Source organism: Bradyrhizobium sp. HKCCYLRH3059, assembly GCF_051168035.1.
Taxonomy (GTDB): Bacteria; Pseudomonadota; Alphaproteobacteria; order Rhizobiales; family Xanthobacteraceae; genus Bradyrhizobium.
The window spans coordinates 294,037-308,620 of sequence record NZ_JBNPUF010000007.1; the positions used below are offsets into that span (position 1 = coordinate 294,037).

Annotated in this window: 20 protein-coding genes; 1 reads left to right on the forward strand and 19 read right to left on the reverse strand. The window is 62.8% G+C overall.

Going from position 1 to position 14,584, the window contains the following annotated elements; translation table 11 throughout:
• Nucleotides 1-356: 356 nt before the first annotated feature.
• The 17 genes from ACQR13_RS22920 to ACQR13_RS23000 form a co-directional block, all read right to left on the reverse strand.
• Nucleotides 357-1,211: a hypothetical protein gene (locus ACQR13_RS22920; RefSeq protein WP_315739058.1), complete on the reverse strand. Its 855-nt coding sequence runs from the start codon at nucleotides 1,209-1,211 to the stop codon at nucleotides 357-359.
• A 195-nt stretch (nucleotides 1,212-1,406) separates the two neighbouring features.
• Nucleotides 1,407-1,832, reverse strand: coding sequence for a hypothetical protein (locus tag ACQR13_RS22925; RefSeq protein WP_315739059.1), 426 nt, complete (start codon nucleotides 1,830-1,832; stop codon nucleotides 1,407-1,409).
• Nucleotides 1,816-2,127: a hypothetical protein gene (locus tag ACQR13_RS22930; protein WP_315739060.1), complete on the reverse strand. Its 312-nt coding sequence runs from the start codon at nucleotides 2,125-2,127 to the stop codon at nucleotides 1,816-1,818. Before ACQR13_RS22930 ends, ACQR13_RS22925 begins: the two co-directional genes overlap by 17 nt.
• Nucleotides 2,124-3,596, reverse strand: a complete 1,473-nt coding sequence (locus ACQR13_RS22935) for a hypothetical protein (protein ID WP_434844931.1) — start codon at nucleotides 3,594-3,596, stop codon at nucleotides 2,124-2,126. Before ACQR13_RS22935 ends, ACQR13_RS22930 begins: the two co-directional genes overlap by 4 nt.
• 143 nt (nucleotides 3,597-3,739) lie before the next feature.
• Entirely contained in the window at nucleotides 3,740-4,351 is a 612-nt protein-coding gene (locus ACQR13_RS22940) for a hypothetical protein (RefSeq protein ID WP_434844930.1), read from the reverse strand.
• On the reverse strand, nucleotides 4,351-5,367 hold the full coding sequence (locus tag ACQR13_RS22945; protein ID WP_434844929.1) for a hypothetical protein: 1,017 nt from the start codon (nucleotides 5,365-5,367) through the stop codon (nucleotides 4,351-4,353). The genes ACQR13_RS22940 and ACQR13_RS22945 overlap by 1 nt, the downstream gene beginning before the upstream one ends.
• A 1-nt stretch (nucleotide 5,368) precedes the next feature.
• A complete protein-coding gene (locus tag ACQR13_RS22950) occupies nucleotides 5,369-5,800 on the reverse strand; it encodes a hypothetical protein (protein ID WP_434844928.1) in 432 nt (143 codons plus the stop codon).
• A gap of 25 nt (nucleotides 5,801-5,825) precedes the next feature.
• Nucleotides 5,826-6,497, reverse strand: coding sequence for a phage adaptor protein (locus ACQR13_RS22955; protein WP_434844927.1), 672 nt, complete (start codon nucleotides 6,495-6,497; stop codon nucleotides 5,826-5,828).
• A complete protein-coding gene (locus tag ACQR13_RS22960) occupies nucleotides 6,470-6,808 on the reverse strand; it encodes a hypothetical protein (RefSeq protein WP_434844926.1) in 339 nt (112 codons plus the stop codon). Before ACQR13_RS22960 ends, ACQR13_RS22955 begins: the two co-directional genes overlap by 28 nt.
• Complete coding sequence (locus ACQR13_RS22965; protein ID WP_434844925.1) at nucleotides 6,808-7,119, reverse strand: hypothetical protein; 312 nt, start codon at nucleotides 7,117-7,119, stop codon at nucleotides 6,808-6,810. Before ACQR13_RS22965 ends, ACQR13_RS22960 begins: the two co-directional genes overlap by 1 nt.
• Nucleotide 7,120: 1 nt before the next feature.
• Nucleotides 7,121-7,483: a hypothetical protein gene (locus ACQR13_RS22970; protein WP_434844924.1), complete on the reverse strand. Its 363-nt coding sequence runs from the start codon at nucleotides 7,481-7,483 to the stop codon at nucleotides 7,121-7,123.
• A 67-nt stretch (nucleotides 7,484-7,550) separates the two neighbouring features.
• A complete protein-coding gene (locus tag ACQR13_RS22975; RefSeq protein WP_434844923.1) occupies nucleotides 7,551-8,513 on the reverse strand; it encodes a DUF5309 domain-containing protein in 963 nt (320 codons plus the stop codon).
• Between the two features lie 366 nt (nucleotides 8,514-8,879).
• Nucleotides 8,880-9,350, reverse strand: coding sequence for a hypothetical protein (locus ACQR13_RS22980; RefSeq protein WP_434844922.1), 471 nt, complete (start codon nucleotides 9,348-9,350; stop codon nucleotides 8,880-8,882).
• 19 nt (nucleotides 9,351-9,369) lie between these two features.
• Nucleotides 9,370-9,948: a hypothetical protein gene (locus tag ACQR13_RS22985; protein WP_434844921.1), complete on the reverse strand. Its 579-nt coding sequence runs from the start codon at nucleotides 9,946-9,948 to the stop codon at nucleotides 9,370-9,372.
• Entirely contained in the window at nucleotides 9,945-10,715 is a 771-nt protein-coding gene (locus ACQR13_RS22990) for a hypothetical protein (protein WP_434844920.1), read from the reverse strand. The genes ACQR13_RS22985 and ACQR13_RS22990 overlap by 4 nt, the downstream gene beginning before the upstream one ends.
• Nucleotides 10,716-10,957: 242 nt before the next feature.
• Entirely contained in the window at nucleotides 10,958-11,257 is a 300-nt protein-coding gene (locus ACQR13_RS22995; protein ID WP_434844919.1) for a hypothetical protein, read from the reverse strand.
• On the reverse strand, nucleotides 11,250-12,911 hold the full coding sequence (locus ACQR13_RS23000; RefSeq protein ID WP_434863265.1) for a portal protein: 1,662 nt from the start codon (nucleotides 12,909-12,911) through the stop codon (nucleotides 11,250-11,252). The genes ACQR13_RS22995 and ACQR13_RS23000 overlap by 8 nt, the downstream gene beginning before the upstream one ends.
• Before the next feature lie 108 nt (nucleotides 12,912-13,019).
• On the opposite strand from ACQR13_RS23000, the gene ACQR13_RS23005 reads away from it, so the two are divergent.
• Nucleotides 13,020-13,331: a hypothetical protein gene (locus ACQR13_RS23005; protein WP_434844917.1), complete on the forward strand. Its 312-nt coding sequence runs from the start codon at nucleotides 13,020-13,022 to the stop codon at nucleotides 13,329-13,331.
• Between the two features lie 66 nt (nucleotides 13,332-13,397).
• On the opposite strand, the gene ACQR13_RS23010 is transcribed toward ACQR13_RS23005, so the two are convergent.
• The gene (locus tag ACQR13_RS23010; RefSeq protein ID WP_434863266.1) at nucleotides 13,398-14,087 is read right to left on the reverse strand and encodes a hypothetical protein; all 690 of its coding nucleotides are present in this window, start codon (nucleotides 14,085-14,087) and stop codon (nucleotides 13,398-13,400) included.
• Entirely contained in the window at nucleotides 14,084-14,464 is a 381-nt protein-coding gene (locus tag ACQR13_RS23015; RefSeq protein ID WP_434844915.1) for a hypothetical protein, read from the reverse strand. The genes ACQR13_RS23010 and ACQR13_RS23015 overlap by 4 nt, the downstream gene beginning before the upstream one ends.
• Nucleotides 14,465-14,584: the final 120 nt, after the last annotated feature.

Here is a 14,584-nt window from a genome sequence, read left to right on the forward strand (position 1 = left end):
ATTGCCGGGTGCCGGATATTTCAACGATGGCGGCAGGCCCGGCTGTGATGGATCTTCGAACCAGGAGGGCAATCTTGGTGGCGAGCTTGGCGTCCTCGACCCTGGCAGCGGAATACCCTGGAAAGGACGGGTATAATCTCTGCCATCAAGATAACGTCTCCAATCAGGCACACGCAATACTTCTGGCTCGATCCCCTCACGCACTATATTTGGCCAATCACTTGATTTCTCTCTTGGATTTCCCACCATATCTTCATTCCCCGAGGTAAAAAAAAGCGCGCCACGTCAGCGCGCCGTCAACTATCAAGGCTTTTTCGGGTGTCAGAACAGCTCGGCTGACATTTCGGAAATAGCCCTCATGGATCGTAAACAACTCGAGCACGGAGCCGCAATCGCTCGGCAAGAGCCGCAACTTCCTCCTGGCTATCGGGATAGCGTTCGTAAACGATCTTGGTCTTGACTGAACTTTGTTGATAGCGAGGATGCCATGTCCACATCAGACCAGTTGTCTCGGTCGCCCTTTTCCAATCGATATTCCTTAGAGCTCTCCTGATAAATGTACTCTCCGGCGGTTCCTCGAAATTATCATTGACGCGCCGTACGCTCATGAATCCCAGCCTCAGTTCATAGATTGGACCTGGCGTCCGCAGAAGCGGTTTCCCACAGGGGCCGATGTCAAGGCGTGGCAAACCTTCGTCGAGTGCATTCCGAAGACCTAAGCAGAATCCGTCCACCACCAAAGGTCCCCATGCAACCAACGCATCTTTCAGTATAATCGTCATCCCGGAGGCAACCACGATATAACTGGCGCACCCAAGCAAGCAGTAGCTACGAACTACGACGGTCGCATTCCGACCACGTAGGCGCTCCGCAAGCTCCATCATTGCAACGTCGTCACCACCAAAACTGCGGATAACGACTAGTCCGCCGACTTGCAATTCGTCGACGAGCGACAGATCCTGATGGGCATAGAGATGGCCGTCAAAGCAAAGAATCCGCTGATCCGGCGAAAGTGCCAGCGGACCCGCGACTTCGCGAGCGCAGTATTCTGCAGCAGCGCGATAAGGGCTGAAGTCAATCTGCTCGGCACGAGTCGAGTCCATTCTCATCGTGAGTGCCAGCGCCACGAGAGCGGCTTTTGCTCCCGACTGCACAAAGCCTGCTAAGACTCTTGCTGTTTTGGTGCGATCTGCACTTGTCTGATAAAACATGCGTTTTGTCCGGCAACTGCGCAATTTGGGGACGCAACATGCCCTCTGAATTAAAAAGGAACATATCAAGAACATCCTGTCAAGTGCAAAGGTCGCCTTTGCGCGTGCCGGGGGCAGAGCTGATTTTATCCGTGATAGGATCATCTTGTCTGATCAGCGTATGAAAAGCGCTATCGAGACCATCAACGCTGATTGTCACCTCAACTCCTTCTGGATAATCACATGCGTGTGCCGATAGTCGGCGAGCGCGCGCAGCCAGCCTTTACGGCCGTAGATGCGCATGCCGCGACAGCTTTCTGTCTTCGCGTAAGTTTCGATGCCGCCGATCAGCGGGAGCCAACGGTATCGCCCCCTGCCCTCACAGGCGACGATGACGCACACTTTGCCGGCGTCCGTCAGTTCGAGCCGTGTCGTGGCCACCGCATCGATCGCGATTATGTCGCCCTCCTGGCTCAGCGCCAGCCACAACAGCGCGCGGCCGTCGAGAACGTCGCGCTCCACATCGGCGAAGGCAGACAGACCGGTCCGCAGGATCGCCCGCCGCAGCCGCGGCGCGACCTTGGGCCAGATAAGTCCAACCTGACCGGGATCGACGCAGGCGAGTTCAGCCGAGCAATGCATAGAGAAACGTCCGCGCCGCCGCGCTGTTGGCGTGCGTGAGCGTGAACGATCCGTTGGTCACGGCGCTGACATGGATGGTGCCGTTGCCGAGCTCCACCGCGGCGCCGGGGCTCGCCGCCGTCAGAATCGGGGTCGACGCGGCAGAGCAGTTCATGTCGGCAACCACGGTGGTCGCGACCCCCGGCAATAGGGTGACGCTGCCGACAGCGTTGGATCGCCCGGCGGCGAGCTGCTGCAGCGCCAGGATGATCTTCTTGAGATCGGTCTCGGTGATACCAGGAACATAGGCTGTCATAGTGTGCCGCTCGGGGTGAGGTCAGGCACAACGCCTGCACAGAAGCTCCATGACGCGTCGGCCGGAATCCGGACCTTGAAGCGGGCATAGCGCGTGTCCTTGCGAAGGTCGCAGCGACCCGTCCGCGTGTTGACCGACACCTCTACCCCTGCGGCGGCGGCCGCCGATGGCCTGTCGCGCGAGGAGACCGATCCGAACAGCGTCGTCGCGTCGGTGACCGGCCGAAAGCCACGGATCATGATCCGGCTGTCGTCGGTGCCCTGCTCTGCGCTCTCCATCGTCGCCTCGAGATTGTTGCCACGGAAGAAGCCCAGCACATGATTTGCGGAGAACTGCGCGATCTCCGGCTGGACGGCCGTCGCGTAGGCGTCGAGGCTCAAGGTCATCGCGTCGATCGACGACGAGATGCTGTCGAGATTCTCGAGCGTGAGGCCCGTCTGCGACATGCCGAGCAGGTATTCGCCGGTTGCCGCGATCGAAAAGAAGCGGTCGAGCAGGAAATCGTAGCCCAACAGCTTGTCATAGGTGCCGATCGCGCCGGAAATCGACCTGTAGGACCAGAACACCCGCGTCGAGCGCGGATCTGCCGCCCCGATCAGCAATTGCAGATTGCCCTTGTCGAGATCGGCAAGGAATGTGCGGTCGACCTTCTCGCGGCCGATCGGCTGCGGCAGGCCGCCGGGCTCGATCTTGTGAAAGCCCTGGCCGGCATAGAAGAAGATCCGCTCGCCGGCACGGATGATCGAGTACGGCGCATAGAGACCCTTGTCCTGGGTGATGCGATCGATCTGGAAGATGATCGGCGATCCCGGGACGTAGGACATGCGCCGGATCGCCTGATCCTGGAAGATGATCCCGGCTTCCCCGCCGGCAACGCCGCGGACGATGCCGCCGTCCGGAAAGTCCTGATGATCGGACCCTGCCGTCAGGCCATCCCAGGACGTCGCCGAATTGAAGTTGTTGAGACCCGACCATTGGATGCGATAGGGCGTCGACAGCAGGCCGGAGAGCACCAGGAAGCGTCCGACCACGCTGATATAGGCGGCCTGCGGCGGCGAGCCCAGGGCATTGTCGAACGCGGTCGACGACGTCAGATCGAACACCTGCAGTAGCGCATTCGCCTGCGTGGCGAACACGAGATTGCCGGTCTGTGCGAACTGCCACTGCGCTGCCGCGGAGAGCTGCGAATAGCTGGCGCCGCCCCTCGAGACATCCAGCCAGGTGAAGTCCGTGTTGTTGAGGCGGTAGAGCTTCGTCGCGGTCGCGGCGAATGTCACGACGGTGCCGTCCGATTTCAAGGCGTAGAACGCACCGCGGCACGGGTCAGGCAGAGCGGATGTGTAGGCCGAGAAGGACGGAAAGGGGCCATAGCCGTCGCCACGCGGCACGACGTTCTGGATGTTCCGGGTAGCCTGACCTTCGTAGTCGCTCACGTCGGGCCGATATTCGCCAAAGGCAAGAAGAGGCATGTCACCTCCAATCATCGATTGCCGCCGGCGGACCTCCGCCGCGGTCAAGAGGAAACAGAAAAGATCGACAACGTCGATGGTGCCCGGGCCTTCAAACGGCCGCGCGCATCAGGCTCGAACAGATGATGGCCACGACGAGGACATCAATCGCTCGTCCAGGGCGGCGTCGATGGAGGCACCGCATTCCACGAAAATGACAATGCCGGGACACCCAGCCAATGGTCGGCTATACTTGGCTGCGGCGACCAGGACTGCTCAGGAGCGTTGCTGCCGCTCCAGCCGATTGTCCCGGTGCCGAGAGGATACCAGGCCTCGAAGCCGCGACCGTAGCCGACGTCGTATCCGACGAGCTGATATGAGGACTTGTCGCCGGTCATTGCGCCGACGAAGGCCGATGATTGGCCGCTGACGATATGAGTCCGCCCCGCGGCCTGCATCTTGCCGACCGTCGTGATGGAGTTCCCCGCCGCGACGAAATCGCCGCGGGCGGCGAAAGCACCGAACGAATACAGGACCGTGGTGCCCGCCGTCAGCCAGCCGTTCTGCGCACTGAGAAGACCGATGCGCGCAACCGCCGAGCCGCCGGCATAGACGAGCGCCGCGGTGATCTGAGTGAGCGCAGATTGGAAGCTGGTTGTTCGACCTGCAAGCGTGACGGCGGCCGGACTCGCGAGGAAGATCGTATTCGTTGCGGAGCCGCGCGGGAGTTGCGCGATCGCCAGACTACCGACGGCGTCGAATCCGAGCAGTGACATCAGTAGTACTCGTCGATGATGATGATGCCGGAGCCACCGGCGCCGCCAGTCGTGCCGTTCGCCCCCGCAGAACCGCCGCTGCCCGCTGCGCCGACCGAATACGCGTATGTCGCGGCCGGAGCAGCAATGTACTTCTCCAAGTACCCTCCGGCGCCACCGCCGGCAGCACCGCGCCCGCCCGAACCGCCGTCAGTGCCTCCGCCTCCTCCGCCGCCGCTGCCGCTATTTGTCGCCGCGGCACTTCCTGCAGAGCCAATCCATCCGCCTGCTCCGCAGCCGCCAAATGCAGAGTTGGCGCCATTCCTTCCTTGAAGCGCCGCGCCTGTCGAACCGCCCGCACCATCGGTCGGCGTGCTGTGACTCCCTCTGATATTGAGATCACCGCCCGCCGCACCGCCACCACTCGCGTAAGCGTTGCCGTACGGGCCGCCGTTTGCTCCTCCCGAGGCGGTCAGGAACGACGAGCCGAACGTTGTGTCGCCGCCGACACCACCAAATGTCGCTCCCGTCGTGCCACCGCCACCCCCACCGCCCCCGCCGCCAACCATCCGGACCAGCAACGCCTTGCATCCGGCTTTGAGGGTGTAGGTGCCGGATCCTGACGTCAGGACGGAGCGCGTCCAGTTGCCGGGGCCTGCAGCCGCGGCGATATTGCTCCGCGCCTGCGCCTGCTGCGTGCTGGTGAAGACGTTGGCCTCCTCGATCGAAACGAGATCCTCCTTCAGCGCGACGATCGCGACCTGCGGCGCAGCGGAAAAATTGACCTTCGCCGTCGTGCCGGCCGAGGTGAACAGGATCGTCGTCCGAGCCAATGTGCCGGTCGACGAGGCGTAGGCGCCCTCGCCAACTTCCCATTGCGTCAGGTCGGCACTCTCGGCCCTGTATTTGTAGAGCCGGCCATTGACCGCGCCGGCCGCGGCCGGGCTCTGATAGCCCTGGACGGCGGCGGCATAGGTCCAGTCCGTCGTGCCGCCGGTTGTGGGCAGGAACCTGCAGATGTCGAGAAAAGCTGCCATGTCAGGTGATCGTCAGGATGCCGTTCACCTGGTCGAGGTCGACCGTGAACGTGTTGCCGTTGGTCAGGGTGACGGAGGTGCCGTAGTCCCACCAGCCGATCAGCGGCTTGGTGGCCGATGTCGCGTTGTAGAGTACGGCGTACTGAAAGGGCCCGATCGAGCCGCCGGCCGCGGTCCACGACGGGTCGCTGCCGCCGATGAATCGGAAGGTGCCGGAGGTCTGCCCGCCGGTGATCGTGCCGATCGAGACGCCACCTGCCGTGTAGCCATTCCCGGTCGTCAGGTCGGCGGGCGTGTTGTAGACCGTATTGGTCGCGACCGGCGTCGTGCTGGTGAGATAGATCCTGTAGACATGCGACGTTCCCGTGAGCATGTCGTGCAGGGCATGCGCGACGTCCTGGACGAAGCAATTGAACTTGTTGAAGGCAGCCATGTGATCCTCTGTGTTGGACGGTGTCTCAGACGGCCTGGCCGGAGAGCCGCATCGTCATCGGACCGGCGTTGAAGGTCGACGTCAGGCCGAGAGCATTGAGATCGGCGAGAGCGCTGGTGAAGCCGAGGCCCCAGGTCTGAATCCGTCCGTCCTCTTTGAGATACGGCGCCGACTCCAGCAGAGCGCCGTAGAGATAGAGATCGGGTGCCAGCGTGAGCAGCCAGTTCGAATCGTTCGATGCCAGCGGCGGGATGGTCCGTCGGTAGACCATCTCGATCGTGTAGGCCGCGTCAGGCCGCGGCGCGAGCTCGATCTGGTCGCCGAAGACCGAGAAGTAGCGCGGCTGGCCCGCGACGTCCGAGACACGACAGCGATACTCGTCGAGTTGCACGCCGGACCTGAACTCCAGCGCAGGCTGGCCGCGCACGCTGGTCAGCCGTATCCGCCGCATCGACTGAAAGTCGGACGGCAACGCGATGAACTCCGGCTCGCTGGCGCCGAGATCGACGACCGCAATCGCCCGCTGTTCCATCTGCCGCACGAACAGCTGCCGGTTGAACTTGGCCTCAGCCAGCTGGATGAAGCTCGGTATCCGAGCTACCAAGGTGGTGTCCTGGTCGCGCGCCAGGTATTCGGTCACTGCGGACTGCAACGATGAATAGTTCGAGATCAGCGGCATGACGGCTTCGCCCTCCATCCGCTCTGCAGCGCAGGCTTGTCGATGCGCAGATAGGCCCAATCGGGATCATTCAGCTTCGTCTGCACGATCGCGTCGAACTCGGGCGTGAACAGGCGAAGCCGGGTGTTGCCCCTGGCATATTCCTCGTTCAGCCATTTGACGTAGATGACGTTCGGAATGCGCGCGACGTGGCGGCCCCAGTCGCTGCGCTGCTCGTCGCGGCGCGCTTCGCTGTTCCAGTCCAGGATGGGCGCGACATCCTGGAGATGCTCGATCACGAGACCGGAGCCATCGCGGTCGAGATGCGGGCGAATGGTCAGCCCGTCCATCACGACAGCTCCGTGATCCACAGCGTGCCGGCCGTCGCCGTGACCAGGCCGTTGCTGGCGGCCTTGATGGCCGCGATGTTCTGTCCGGGAGTGACGGTGACGTATTCGACCGCGTTGGCGGGGAGAAAGACGTCGGCCGTGGTCGCCGTCTGGGCGCCGTCGCCGATCCGGTAGCAGCAGGCCGAGCTCGCGGCGAGTCGAAGCTGGAACGTGCCCGGACCGAACTTGTTGGTGGCTCCGACGCTGCCGTCAAAGGCGATGGTCTGCGTGCCGCCTATCCGGGATGATGGCTGTTTGGGAAAGAACGACATCTCAGGCTCCCCTGACTGCAAGCGAAAAATGCATCGGCACTGATGCGCCCGACGCACCGGAGGGTGTCAGTGCAACGACGTCGTCTTCGTTGAGGTAGACCGGCGACGCCGGCACCACCGAGAACAGCTGACCCGCCGCGGAGCCTGATTGCGGCACCGTGTAGCTTGCGACCGACGCCCCGTTCACCGTCACGGTGACGGTGCCGTCGGCCGTGGTGATGGCACCGCCGAGGATGCCGGCCACCTTGAGCAGCCGGCCGCGGAAGGGCGCACGGACATAGGCGGCGACGGGACTCGCGCCGCAGGAAGGCGTGTAGGCCGTCAGATCGGCCGTGTTCAGGGGACGATTGCCGGGAAGCGGCATGAATGAACCTCCAAAAGAAACAGGCGGCCCGAGAGCCGCCTGCGGGTCAGGGTGGTGAAAGATCGGACTATGCGGTGGTGTTGTCGAAGATGCCGCCGCTGGCCTTCTCGTTGCGCGCGACCAGCGCGTATTCGGCGAGGATCTGGCGCCGGTCGGAATCGCCGGTCTTGGCGAGCGGGATGGAGATCATGTTGCGGCCGTTGAGATAGGCCACGGCCCACTTGTCCATTTCGAGCACGAGCACGTCACGCGGCCGCTGGAAGCGGCTGGCGACCACCTTGAGCTTGCCGAAATCGGATTCGTAGGCATCGACCGAGGCGACGATCTTCTTCGATTTGGCCTCTTCGATCGCGGTCGAGCGGCCGGTGAAGGTCGAGAACACCTGCTTGTTGAACGCACCGGTCAGGATCGTGCCCGGCTTGCCGCCGTTGATCCAGATCGACGACAGCACCGTCTTCAGCCGCGCCTCGGTGAAGGCGATCTGAGTGCCGTCGGTGCGCGTGCCCGAGCCGTCGGCCGCGGCCGGATCGGCCGCGCCGCCGGCGCTGCCCTTCGACGTGTTGGAGACGATCCATGACAGGATCGAAGCCGTCTTGCGCGGCGTCGTGGTGTTGCCGATCAGCTTGGCCTGGTTCGTACCGCAAAGAATGGTCTCGAGATCGCGCTTGAGCTCGAGGCCCTTCAGCATTTCCTGATAGGCGAGCTCGTTGTCGCGGCCGGCATGGTCGACCGCCTGCTGGGTGCCGGAGACACGCGCGACCTTGTAGGAGATCTGGCACTGGTTGCCGAGGCGAACGGTCGGCGTGGTCACGTTGGTGTTGGGGTCGTCGCCTTCGAGCTGGGCGTTGCTGCCATCCGCCGGCGCCAGCGCCTGGGTCTGCCATTCGTGATTGACGGCCGTCGCCTTTTCCTTGTCGACGCCGCTCATGAACGGCGTGTCGACCGGGTCGATGCGATAGATCATATCGCTGAGATCTTCGCGGTTGCCGACCGCCTGGTAGGTGACGAAAGTGGACGTGGGTGTGGTCATCGATGATCCCTCGTGTTGCTTGCACGGCGCGCGGCCTTCGCCGAGATCGTGCCGCCGCTTGGAAGTCACGACCGTGCGTTGCGCCGATCGACGCTGCGCAGTTCTGAAGATGGTCTGAGGCGTTCAGGTCCCGCCGGCACGATGGCGCGAGAGATAACTCTCGGTTCGGCTCATACGAGATACCGATGCCGTGGCGCCCGTTGCGAACGGGGTCGGCAGGACCGACTGTCATGACCTCACCTCGTTTGGCGCGGTGACGTTCAACAGCATGGTCCATGTGTCGAGAGCCGGACGACGTGATGGCTCACGAAAAAGCCCGCGGCGGTGTGTCCGGCGCGGGCTCGTGTAAGTCCTGTGATGTTGCCTTTATGACGGTGATTTGCCCGACGTGTCAATGGGTGATCGTTGCGAGCTGTATTCTTGTTGATCAGTTGATCGCCACCTGATCCGATCATGGATCAGCTGCCCGATACGATGCCGTGCGACGAGCGCGTCGAACTCGTCCTGACCTTCGGGATAGGCTTCGTAGATGATCTTCGCCTTGAAGAAGATGTTGTACCTGGGGTTGAGGCTCCAAGCGATCTTCGGATCGACACCGAACTGATCGTAGGGATTCCTGACTACCCAGCCGTCGAAACATACGATCCGCTTGTCAGGGCCCTGGGCCAGTGGGCGCTGCAACGGTCCACGGCAATAAATCACGGCGAGATGATAAGGGTCCCAGGCGCCGTCTCGTTGCTGCGCGTCGCCGCTGCCTGCAACAATGGCAACGCCCAGGACCAAGGCCAGTGCGAGCGACCGGCGTGCGATCGCCAAGATGCCAGAGCGCGATTGCATCCGACATCGCCCCTCGATTTCACCTTCGGGACGATCGATCGTCGGGATTGGCCGCCATGAGCTCGGCCAGCAAGCCGAGCAGACCGCCGCCTCGGGTCTGTTCGCCGTAGCTGGGCGCCTGCGACGAAGCGCCGAGGCCGAACAGAACAGCCGGCCCCCTGGGGCGCGAGGCCAACGCGCCTGAGCCTCGTCCGGCTACGCCGCTTGCTCCCGACGCGTCGCCAAGCGCGGCATGCGCCATCAGTGCTTTCAGGGCCGATGACGAAGCAGGCCAGGCCCACGGAGAGAACATCGATTCAGGCAACGACGACTGTGGATCAAGTGAGCGCGGCGTCTCCCTTCGATAGTTCGGCAGCCAAGGCGAATTGGTGGGATTGTCCCCGGCCGGGTCATCGCCGGGAAGATAGCGAGGCGGCCGGTTTCGAGCGAGGTCCTCGACACTTGGTACCGTCCACTGCTGGCGGTACCCTCGCAACTGGCCTGAATAGTTGGGATCCGACACGATCGGCATGGAGTCTAATGCAGCTCTATCCCTCATTTTGGACACTCCTGACAATGCTATCGCGTTGTTGATCAGATCGGATGCGCTGATGATCATGGATCATAGATCACGTCGCGCGCGCCGAAATGATTGGCCAATGCCGTCGCTTCCTCCTGCGATTGCGGGTAGGCCTCGTAGATGATTTCAGCCTTGAAAAGGCGCTTGAGCGATGTCGGGCTCAACATCCATCCAATGGCTGGAAATCGCCCCGTCTGATCGTAGAGCCCCTTCAGGCGCTTTCGGACATATTCGCTGTCGGGCAGCGGTTCGAAATGGAATTGATCGATGACCCTGTCCTGATAGAAGCGCCCGAACTCCGGATAGTCGCTCGCAAAGGTGAGACGCCATTCATCACCTTTCGGACACTCCGCGCGCCAAAGCTTCGGGATGCTGGAATCGCGCGGCTGACGAAACGTGACCCTGCAATCTTCCAAAGCCTGCTGCCATTGTACGATCGTATTCTTCACGACGTAGGTTCTTGCCGAAGCCACGAAGTAATACGCGGAGCAAGAGAGAGCGCAGACGTCGAAAACCACCACCGTCGCATTGCGGCTGCGCAGCAGGTCGGAGACGCTCATCGCCGTCGCGCGCCTTCCACCATAGCCGCGCACGACGAAGAGCCCGTTTTCGGCGATCTGGCTCACGATAGACGGGTCGACGTCGGCGCCGTACGGATCGCCGAAGCAGACGATCGTCCGGTCGGGGCTGATCGCCGTGGGCCGCGGCACGTCACCACGACAGTAATCCACCGCGCGATGATAAGCCTCGGGGTCCGGCTTGACCTGCTGAGCTTCCAGATGGTGCGGGACAATGAGAACGAGCACGGCGAAGCTCGTCAACAGCCCGCGGCTTACGATACGTATCAGGTTTCGGCACATGCAACACCACGATCGAATGTTCGCCAGTGACCAGGCAGGCGCACAAGGAGTTCGCGACGGTCGGAACGCCGGACTGATGCACCTTCGCATTCTGTCCACCGCCCAACGGGTCTCCGCTCAGAAACGTACAGAACAAATCGCGAACATGTCAACGCCGCCTTGGTCGTCCTCTGGCGGGGCCGGGCTGCTCACAGCACGCCAAACCGCTTCCTCCGCTCCGCGGTTTGCGCGAGCTCCCTCAGCTCCGCCTCCGCCAGCTTGCCGTTGGCGACGATCGCACCGAGATGGTTGCGCACCTTGCCGACGATATTGATGGCGAGGAACAGCTTTTCGCGGCCGGCGACGTCGTCGATCTGCGTCTGCCGCCAGGCCGCGCTGTAGCTCGCCTCCAGCACGTCGAAGGCGCCGGCGAGCAGTTCGTCGTCGAGCAGCGCCTTGGCGCGAGTGCCCCGCGCCGCCGTCTGTTGCAGGATGCTCTCGTCAGTCATCGTGCCCCTCCTTCTGCTCATCAGATGCGCGATTGGCATGAGCTGCAGTTGCGAGACCCACGGCCGCTTCGGCGATCTTCAGCTCGTGAGCCGCATGCGCCTGCTCGCGCTTCTGCGCCGACTCGATCGACTTGAGGTGCGCATCGAACAGCGCAATCTTGGCATCCAGCCCGGCCTTGATCTTGGCCAGCTCGATCTCGGCCTGCATCTTCACCTGCTGATGGACCATGTCGTTGTGCGCCTGCTGCTGCGCCAGCTCCGCCTTATGCGCTGCGATCGCCTGCTCGGTCTGCAGACGCGCCTGCGCCGCGAGCAGCTTCGGATCGGGCGGCGGCTGCAGCGGCGCCGGCGGCGGATGCAGCTGCCGGCCGGTCTGCGGGTCGACCGCGGCCGGATCGTTGAAGAACCGACCGGGATTCTTGTGCCCCATGATCCGCGTCAGCTCGGCCGCCGTGTTGTAGAGCTCGCGATCGCCAACCAGGTTGATCTTGCCGGCCATCGCCAGCTCCTTCTGGACGTTGGCAATCGCCATGGTCTGCGCGAACTGCTGCGCCTTGCCACCGGAGCCGAGCCCAACCTCGATCGTCATGTCGTCGCGCGTCTTCCAGCCGCGCGGATCGATTTGGACCCAGGCATTGCGCAGCCGCACGGTCTGGCGCTGCTGACCATGCTTGCGGATCGTGCCATGCAGCAGGCCGAACATGTCTCGCACGCCCTCCGCCATGATCCGCGCGATCAGCTTGATGCGCATCTGCGAGGCGGAGAACACTTGCGCAACTGCCGTCGCCGACTGGTTCTGCAGCGCATTGGCGTCGATGCCCTGCGCCTGCTTCGAGAGCCCCGAGCGGCTCTCGAGCTCGGCATCGATATATTGCAGCATCGGATAGATCGAGCTGGTGATGTCGGGCACCACCTGCCAGTTCAGCCCGCCCGCGGTCTTGGTCCGAACGACGCCGCCGGGACGCGAGACCAGGAGATCGTCCAGCGTGTTCGGCCCCGCGTTCTGCTCGGCCACCTCGACGCGCGGATTGTTGTGCAGATAGAGATTGTCCAGCGCGCCGCGCTTCAGCGCTGTCTTCTCGCGCTGCAGCGGCATGACCAGATCGGCGATCGAGCGACCGAAGAAGCGATGCGTCATCGGCACCGGCGTGGTCGCCGCGAACGGGATCGCGTCGAACGGCGTGATGCAGTCCTGGCCGTCCTTGCGCAGGATCTCGCCCTGGTCGCCGCCGGTGATGATCTGGTACAGGCACGGCCTGCCCTCGCCTTCATAGTCCATCCGGACGTAGTGCTCGGTGATCCGGACGAGCCTGGTGCCCGAGTTCGACGCGCTCGATGACGCCGGAGAGTGCTCGTCGACCGTATCGCGGGCGAGCGTCTCGACCCGGGTCGTCCCGCCATCGTTGCCGAGCGAGCGGATCTGCGCGGCGTCAAATCCTTCGGCAATCAGCTGCGCCTCGGTCTTGGTAACGATCTCATGGAAGCAATAGTTGCAGTCGCGGATCGAACGCGCGCCGCGCTCGATCCCGAACTCCTCCGGCGGCACGCCCATCACCCGCGCCTGGGCGAGTTTTCGCGTGGTGACGATGGTGACGTCGTGCGTGATCGGTTCCGGCACCGGTTGCAGCGGTGCGGACTGAGGAGAGATGTTCATGGCGTTGGGGCTCATTCGGTGATAGAGAAACGGATCGGGACGGTGTCTATCGACTGGCGATGAAATTCATCGATCAGCTTCGATCGAACCCTCGCCGGATCTGCAAACATGTCCTACGCGACAATCGGCATCCTTCTCGTTTGGACGATCGCAGGTCTGCCGCTATGGGCACTCTGGCTGAATGACCTTCGCGTCATTCACAATCACATTGCCCCGAGCGCCTCGGACATGCGCTACATGAGGCCGGGCTATTACACGTCATGGCTGTTTTGCGGGTTTCGCTTCTCGGCAATGGATCCTGCGAAGCTGACGGAGCCCGGTCGAGAACATCTGAAAATCGCAATCCGGCACGAACGCATCCTGTGGGGATGGTTGGCTGGCGGCTTTCTCATCATCTTGGCGTTGGGAACGCTAAGATGACGGCTTCAAGCAACTGGCAAGCCGTCTCAAATACACATATCTAACCCGCGGTCGGCAACTGTGCGTTCAGTCTCCTGCGCGCCCGCCTTGAGCGGAGCGCATGTAGTCTTGGATCATGCCCAGCAGGCCGCCTGCGGCCGGCTGGTCTTGAGCCGTCTCTGGTCGATCGCCGCGTGCGGCGAACGCGACTGGACCGGATAAGCTGCCTGCGTAGGGATAAAGAATCGGCGGACCTGCCGTGTCGAAGACGGACGTCTCTCCTGAACGGCCAGAGGGTTTCGTCGTCGCTCGGGCATCGTTCGCGGCCGCCGATCGCGAAACTCGCGCGCCCGCGGGCGCGTCTTGAACATCAGGGAAGCCGTACTCGAACACGTTGTAGCGGCTGGGGACTCCGGCCATCGCGGCCCGGTCGCGGACGATGGTCTTGATCCAGGGATGCGAGAAATCCTGGGACATCTCGAGCGGGCCGAACCCGTAGGTCACTCCGACGCCAGGCGTCCCGATCCCGAAGCCGGATGCGCCGCCGCTGAATCCGGCATTGGGACGGATCACTCCGATCCCCGGACTCCCGGAGATCGAAGTCCCCGTCAACAAGCCTTCGAGGTCATCCGTGTAGCCCGCCGACAAGCTCGCGCCTGGCGTGCCGTAGTAGACCTGCGGGTACACGCGCCCGTGATTGTCGATATAGAGCCCGCCGCCGAGGCCCCCCAACCAGGGAATACCGAACGTGCCACCACCATACGTTCCTTTGGTCATTGACTCGTCTCCTCAACACGATCGATCGGCCGATCGAGATTCGATTTGTAGGTTCTCCAGCCCTGCAGCGCGCGGTACGTCGCGATGACGAAGGCCAGCATCGCAAGGCAGCCCAACACGACATTCCCTGCAGCAAAGAAGCCGAAAGAGATCGACAGACAGGCCGGGCAGGACAGGACCATGGCCTTGACGTAGGAGGCCTGAACATCCAACGGCGTCGTCGGCGCCAAGGCGTATACCGAGAATGCGTACCGCGACGTCCACTCGTCCTGAAACTGCGGAGGCAGCGTGTCGAGAATGGCACGATAGACAGAATGCGTGTGGATAGCCGCGACGAACAGGAGAAATCCACCGAGAACGAATAATACCCCTGCCATTGATCTTTCCCTCCAACAGGCCTGCGCCGTTCGGGCGCACTGGTTCGTATGCGAGCTACGGCTGCCGAGGCGGCCGATGATCGTCGGAGCGAGCGACCGTGTCCGGCACCGCCGCCGCGG

What these genes read in the sequence shown, in the direction of transcription:
- ACQR13_RS22920 (WP_315739058.1), bottom strand. Translation starts at nt 1,211, where the DNA reads ATGTTTTATCAGACAAGTGCAGATCGCACCAAAACAGCAAGAGTCTTA.
- ACQR13_RS22925 (WP_315739059.1), bottom strand. Translation starts at nt 1,832, where the DNA reads ATGCATTGCTCGGCTGAACTCGCCTGCGTCGATCCCGGTCAGGTTGGA.
- ACQR13_RS22930 (WP_315739060.1), bottom strand. Translation starts at nt 2,127, where the DNA reads ATGACAGCCTATGTTCCTGGTATCACCGAGACCGATCTCAAGAAGATC.
- ACQR13_RS22935 (WP_434844931.1), bottom strand. Translation starts at nt 3,596, where the DNA reads ATGCCTCTTCTTGCCTTTGGCGAATATCGGCCCGACGTGAGCGACTAC.
- ACQR13_RS22940 (WP_434844930.1), bottom strand. Translation starts at nt 4,351, where the DNA reads ATGTCACTGCTCGGATTCGACGCCGTCGGTAGTCTGGCGATCGCGCAA.
- ACQR13_RS22945 (WP_434844929.1), bottom strand. Translation starts at nt 5,367, where the DNA reads ATGGCAGCTTTTCTCGACATCTGCAGGTTCCTGCCCACAACCGGCGGC.
- ACQR13_RS22950 (WP_434844928.1), bottom strand. Translation starts at nt 5,800, where the DNA reads ATGGCTGCCTTCAACAAGTTCAATTGCTTCGTCCAGGACGTCGCGCAT.
- ACQR13_RS22955 (WP_434844927.1), bottom strand. Translation starts at nt 6,497, where the DNA reads ATGGAGGGCGAAGCCGTCATGCCGCTGATCTCGAACTATTCATCGTTG.
- ACQR13_RS22960 (WP_434844926.1), bottom strand. Translation starts at nt 6,808, where the DNA reads ATGGACGGGCTGACCATTCGCCCGCATCTCGACCGCGATGGCTCCGGT.
- ACQR13_RS22965 (WP_434844925.1), bottom strand. Translation starts at nt 7,119, where the DNA reads ATGTCGTTCTTTCCCAAACAGCCATCATCCCGGATAGGCGGCACGCAG.
- ACQR13_RS22970 (WP_434844924.1), bottom strand. Translation starts at nt 7,483, where the DNA reads ATGCCGCTTCCCGGCAATCGTCCCCTGAACACGGCCGATCTGACGGCC.
- ACQR13_RS22975 (WP_434844923.1), bottom strand. Translation starts at nt 8,513, where the DNA reads ATGACCACACCCACGTCCACTTTCGTCACCTACCAGGCGGTCGGCAAC.
- ACQR13_RS22980 (WP_434844922.1), bottom strand. Translation starts at nt 9,350, where the DNA reads ATGCAATCGCGCTCTGGCATCTTGGCGATCGCACGCCGGTCGCTCGCA.
- ACQR13_RS22985 (WP_434844921.1), bottom strand. Translation starts at nt 9,948, where the DNA reads ATGATCATCAGCGCATCCGATCTGATCAACAACGCGATAGCATTGTCA.
- ACQR13_RS22995 (WP_434844919.1), bottom strand. Translation starts at nt 11,257, where the DNA reads ATGACTGACGAGAGCATCCTGCAACAGACGGCGGCGCGGGGCACTCGC.
- ACQR13_RS23000 (WP_434863265.1), bottom strand. Translation starts at nt 12,911, where the DNA reads ATGAACATCTCTCCTCAGTCCGCACCGCTGCAACCGGTGCCGGAACCG.
- ACQR13_RS23005 (WP_434844917.1), top strand. Translation starts at nt 13,020, where the DNA reads ATGTCCTACGCGACAATCGGCATCCTTCTCGTTTGGACGATCGCAGGT.
- ACQR13_RS23010 (WP_434863266.1), bottom strand. Translation starts at nt 14,087, where the DNA reads ATGACCAAAGGAACGTATGGTGGTGGCACGTTCGGTATTCCCTGGTTG.
- ACQR13_RS23015 (WP_434844915.1), bottom strand. Translation starts at nt 14,464, where the DNA reads ATGGCAGGGGTATTATTCGTTCTCGGTGGATTTCTCCTGTTCGTCGCG.